5 protein-coding genes are annotated in these 5,002 nt (G+C 74.9%); 4 read left to right on the top strand and 1 reads right to left on the bottom strand.

Going from position 1 to position 5,002, the window contains the following annotated elements; all coding sequences use genetic code 11:
- Positions 1 to 576 (bottom strand): TetR/AcrR family transcriptional regulator (locus D8M35_RS15520; protein WP_161972690.1); only part of this gene is annotated, 576 nt, incomplete at its 3' end.
- A 31-nt stretch (positions 577 to 607) separates the two neighbouring features.
- Between D8M35_RS15520 and D8M35_RS15525 the strand changes: the two genes are divergently transcribed.
- The 4 genes from D8M35_RS15525 to D8M35_RS15540 form a co-directional block, all read left to right on the top strand.
- The gene (locus D8M35_RS15525; protein ID WP_126892636.1) at positions 608 to 2,260 is read left to right on the top strand and encodes an ABC transporter substrate-binding protein; all 1,653 of its coding nucleotides are present in this window, start codon (positions 608 to 610) and stop codon (positions 2,258 to 2,260) included.
- On the top strand, positions 2,245 to 3,336 hold the full coding sequence (locus D8M35_RS15530) for an ABC transporter permease (protein WP_238638271.1): 1,092 nt from the start codon (positions 2,245 to 2,247) through the stop codon (positions 3,334 to 3,336). Before D8M35_RS15525 ends, D8M35_RS15530 begins: the two co-directional genes overlap by 16 nt.
- A 5-nt stretch (positions 3,337 to 3,341) precedes the next feature.
- Positions 3,342 to 4,211, top strand: coding sequence for an ABC transporter permease (locus D8M35_RS15535; RefSeq protein WP_238638272.1), 870 nt, complete (start codon positions 3,342 to 3,344; stop codon positions 4,209 to 4,211).
- 40 nt (positions 4,212 to 4,251) lie between these two features.
- A partial coding sequence (locus tag D8M35_RS15540) for an ATP-binding cassette domain-containing protein (RefSeq protein ID WP_148113401.1) occupies positions 4,252 to 5,002 on the top strand: 751 nt, incomplete at its 3' end.

Raw genomic sequence — 5,002 nt, forward strand, 5'->3', positions numbered from 1 at the left:
GACGGGCGTCAACGCCGCGCCGACGTACTCGACGAGGGACCGGCGTGCGACACCGTCGGCCACCCACACCCCGAACGCCGCGGCCGCCGCCCCGAGCATCGCCCCGGACACGGTCTGCGGCCAGAGCGACGTCGGGTGCTCCCGCGTCCGCGACCCGACGAACGCCGAGACCGCGCCGTGCTGCGCCATCACCCGCGCCGCCACGCTGGCGACGAGTTCGGTGCCGATGTCCATCACCTCGGCCTGGGCGATCGCCCACGGCACCCGCTCCGGGTCGTGCGCCCGAGCGGCCGCGACCAGGGCCTCCTCGACGGCGCGGACGGGCGAGGGCTCCGTCGACGCGGCCAGGAACGCGGGCAGGTCGGCGACCGCGGCGTCGAGCTCGAGCCAGAGCACGTCGGACTTCGCCCCGAAGTAGTTGAAGAACGTGGCCCGGCTGACCCCGGCCCGGGCCGCGATCTGGTCGACGGTCGTGCGCGCGTAGCCCTGCTCGAGGAACAGCTCGGCGGCCGCGTCGGCGAGGACCTCGGCGCTCGATCGACGGGGGCGGCCACCGCGGCGCATCGTCTCGTCCATGCGCTCAGTAAACCGCTAGACTCGTCCAGCCATGATCTTGGACCGAGTACAGAAAATCCCGACCCGGGCGACACGGACCCTGTCCGCCGCAGCGGGTGCCACCGCGGTCCTGCTGGCCCTGACCGCCTGCACCGGCGGCGGCACGGCCACCTCCGACAGCACGCCGGTCAGCGGCGGCACGCTCACCTACGCCTCCGGTGACGCCGAGCCGACCTGCCTCGACCCGCACGTCGGCGGCAACTACCCGCAGGCCCTGCTGTCGACGCAGTACGTCGAGATGCTCACCGGGCTCGACCGGAAGGGGCAGCCGACACCGGCGCTCGCCACCGGGTGGACGACGAGCGACGACGGCACGACGCTGACGCTCGACCTGCGCACGGACGTGACGTTCTCCGACGGCACCCCGTTCGACGCGGCCGCGGTCGTCGCGAACATCGAGCACGTGCAGGACCCGACGACGGCGTCGAGCACGGGGTACCTCGCCCTGCAGTCGATCACGAAGGCGACGGCGACCGACGACCACACCGTCACGCTGTCGCTCAGCCGTCCGGACAGCGCGCTGCTCGAGTCGTTCTCGCAGCCCTGGGTCGGCATGGAGTCACCGAAGGCCCTGCAGCGCCCGCAGGCGACGAACTGCGCCTCGCCCGTCGGCACCGGCCCGTTCACCGTCACGAAGTGGCAGCGGGGCGATCGCATCACGCTGGCGAAGAACACGTCGTACACGCCGCTCTCCGGCTCGACGAAGCCCCGCCTCGACGGCATCACGTGGCGCTTCCTGCCCGACTCCACCTCGCGCTACGCGGCGTTGCAGGCCGGCCAGGTCGACGTCATCGACAACGCCCAGCCCGACCAGCTGAAGAGCGCGTCGTCGAAGGGCGCGATCCGCGACCTCGACGCCCCGCGGCCGGGCGCCTCGAACCGCCTCGAGCTGAACTCCGGGCACGGGGTCTTCCGCGACGAGTCCGTGCGGAAGGCCTTCATCGCCGGCGCCGAGATCGACCCGGGGCTGCAGAGCCTGTTCCTCGGCACCGCGAAGCGCTCGTACTCGGTGCTGTCGAGCGTCGAGCCCGACGCGTCCTCCGACCCCGCGCGCTTCGAGTACTCCCCGTCGACGGCGAAGCGACTGCTCGACGATGCCGGCTGGAAGGTCGGCAGCGACGGGGTCCGCGAGAAGGACGGGCAGCGGCTCACGGTGACGTTCCCGGTGTCGACGAACCAGTCGGTGCCCGCGGAGCGCAGCCTGTTCCAGCAGGTCCAGGCCTCGGAGAAGGCCGTCGGGTTCGACGTCCGGCTCGAGGAGCTCGACCTGTCGAGCTGGTACGCCGCACTCGCCGCGAACGAGTACGACGTGGTCAGCGCGCCGTACACGAAGGTCGGCCCGGACGTCCTCCGCATCCTGTACGACAGCGCGAGCATCGAGCCCGCACCGTCGGGCTACTTCGCGAACCTCGCGCAGCTGGACGACCCGACGGTCGACGACCTGCTGGAGCGTGCGGCCCGCACGTCGGACGCCGACGAGCGCGGCGCCCTGTACCGACAGGCGCAGCAGCGGATCCTGGCCAGCGGCACCGTCCTGCCGCTCTACGACCAGCAGAACCACTTCCTGTACCGCTCCTCCGTCCACGGCATCGAGACCACCTCGGTCTCCACCCCGTGGTTCGGCACCGCGTGGATCGCGCGCTGACGGGCGAGCCGGCCGGGAGGCCCGCCCCACCTCCGCTCCGTGTCGGCACCCGTCGCGGGTGGTCGGGCTGGGTCCTGTGGGGACTCCGCCGCCTGGCCGGCGGCGTCGGGGTGCTGTGGGCGGTCGCCACGATCGTCTTCGTCGCGATCCGGCTGATCCCCGGCGACCCGGCGCTGGCGATCCTCGGCGGCCCCGGGTCGCAGGCCTCGGCGGAGGCGGTCGAGGGCGTCCGCCGCGAGTACGGGCTCGACCGACCGGTGCTCGTGCAGTACGCGGTGTTCCTCGGGCGCCTGGCGACCGGGCACCTCGGCGACTCGTACGCGTTCCGCACGCCCGTCTCCGAGCTCCTCGCGCAGCAGGTCCCGGTGACGCTGACGCTCGCGGTCGCCGGACTCGTCGTCGCCTGGGTGCTGGCGATCGGTGCAGCCTGGTGGTCGACGCAGCGCGGCCGGGTCGCCGCAGCGCTCACGGGGGCGATCACCGTCACGGCGAGCGTCGTGCCGCACTTCTGGCTCGGCAGTGTGCTCATCGTGGTCTTCGCCAGCGCGCTCGGGTGGGTGCCGGCGGTGTCGGACGGCAGCCTGCGCGGCTGGGTCCTGCCCGTGCTCACCGTCGCCGTGCCGGTCGCCGGGTACCTGGCCGAGACGGTCCGCGACGGCGTGGTCGACGCCCAGCGCTCCGCGTTCGCCCTCGCCGCCCGCGGTCGCGGCGAGTCCCGCGCCGGGCTGTTCGGACGCCACCTGCTCCGGCACGCGGCGCTCCCGGGCATCGCCCTGTCCGCCTGGGCCTTCGGCTCGCTGGTGTCCGGCGCCGTGGTCGTCGAGTCGGTCTTCGCGCTGCCCGGCATCGGTCGTGCCCTGGTCACCGCGGTCACCCAGCGGGACATGCCGCTCGTGGCCGGGATCGCCCTCGTGTCCGCCGCGGCGTACGTCGTCGTGCTCGCCGTCGCGGACCTCGTCGAGCAGGCGGTGGACCCACGGACCCGCGACCGTCGTCGGACCGGACGCGTGCGGATCGGCAGGGTGCAGGGAGGGCGCGTGCGCGTGCGGACCCAGCACGGGGCGGACGCACGGTGAGCGGGGTGCTGGACCCGGGCCTCCAGACCGGTGCGTCCGAGGGACGGACCCGACGGTCCGAGCGGTTCCGTGGGGGGACGCTCGGCCCGGCGGGCACGGCCGCAGCGGTCGTCGTCGCGGTGGCGGTCGTGGCCGCGGTGTGGCCGTCGCTGCTCGGCGGCGGCGCCCCCCTCGCGGTGCACCCGACCGACGCGCTGACGCCACCCGGAGCGGCGCACCCGTTCGGGACCGACGAGTCCGGGCGTGACGTCCTCGCTCGCGTGGTCGCGGGGACCCGGGCTTCGCTCCTGGTCGGCGTCGCGGCGACGCTCGTCGGCGGCCTCAGCGGGGTCCTGCTCGGCACGCTCGCCGGTCTCGGCGGTCGGCTCGTCGACGCGGTCGTCGGGCGGGTCACCGAGGTGGCGTTCGCGCTGCCGCTGCTGCTCGTCGCGCTCGTCGTCATCGCGGTGACCGGGCCCGGACCGGTGCCGGCGACCCTGGCGGTGGGCTTCTCGACGGCGCCCGGGTACGCCCGGATCGTCCGCGGCCTGGTCCGGAGCGCGCGGTCGTCGCAGGTCGTCGAGACCGCCGTGCTGCAGGGCCGCTCCCCCGGCCGGATCCTGTTCCGCCACGTGCTGCCCGCGGCGCTCTGGCCCGTCGTGGCCGTCGCCACGCTCGGGGTCGGTCAGGCGGTGGTGTGGGCGTCGGCGCTCAGCTACCTCGGCGTCGGGACACCGCCGCCTGCCCCGGAGTGGGGGGCGATGCTCGCGGACGGCCGCACCTACCTGCTGACCGCGCCGTGGATGAGCACGTTCCCGGGCCTCGCGATCGTCGTGCTGGCGACCGCGGTGACGGTGCTCGGGCGCGCGGTGCGTCGGACGGGGGCCGCGCGGTGACGGTGCTCGAGCGCGCCGTCCGTCGGACGGGGGCCCCGCGGTGACGGGCGGGGAGCGGGTGCCCGAGGATGCCCCGGCGCTGGTCGGTGCCGTGCTGCCCGTGGGGACGCGCGTGCTCGACGTCCGGGGGCTCTCGGTGTCGATCGACGGCAGGTCGGTGGTGCACGGCGTCGACCTGCACGTCGACGCCGGTGAGTGCGTCGCCCTCGTCGGGGCGTCCGGCTCGGGCAAGACCGTGACCGCCCGGGCGGTGCTCGGCCTCTCCGCACCGGGAGCCGACGTCGCCGCCGATCGGCTGGAGCTCGTCGGCACCGATGTGCGCTCCCACACCGAGCGGCGCTGGCGTCGTCTCCGAGGGCGGTCCGTCGGCTACGTCGGCCAGGAGGCCCTCGGCGCCCTCGACCCCCTCCGCCCCGTCGGCCGCGAGGTCGCCGACGCGCTGCGCCTGCACACCGACCTCCGCGCAGCCGACCGGGTCGACGCCGTCCGTGCGGCCCTGGCGGGCGTGGGACTCGACCTGGCGATGGCGACCGACGGCCGGCGGTCCGGCGTGCTCTCGGGCGGGATGCGACAGCGCGCACTCATCGCGGCGGCGACCGTGGCCTCCCCCGCGCTCGTGGTGGCGGACGAGCCGACGACTGCGCTGGACGCGGCCGTGGCCGTCACCGTGATGGAGCAGCTCCGGGCGGTGCAGGAGCGCGGTGCCGGGCTGCTCGTCATCACGCACGACCTCGGGCTCGTCGCCGGGTGGGCCGACCGCGTGCTGGTCGTCGACGACGGCACCGTGGTCG

It is taken from the genome of Curtobacterium sp. HSID17257, from assembly GCF_003989515.1.
GTDB lineage: Bacteria > Actinomycetota > Actinomycetes > Actinomycetales > Microbacteriaceae > Curtobacterium.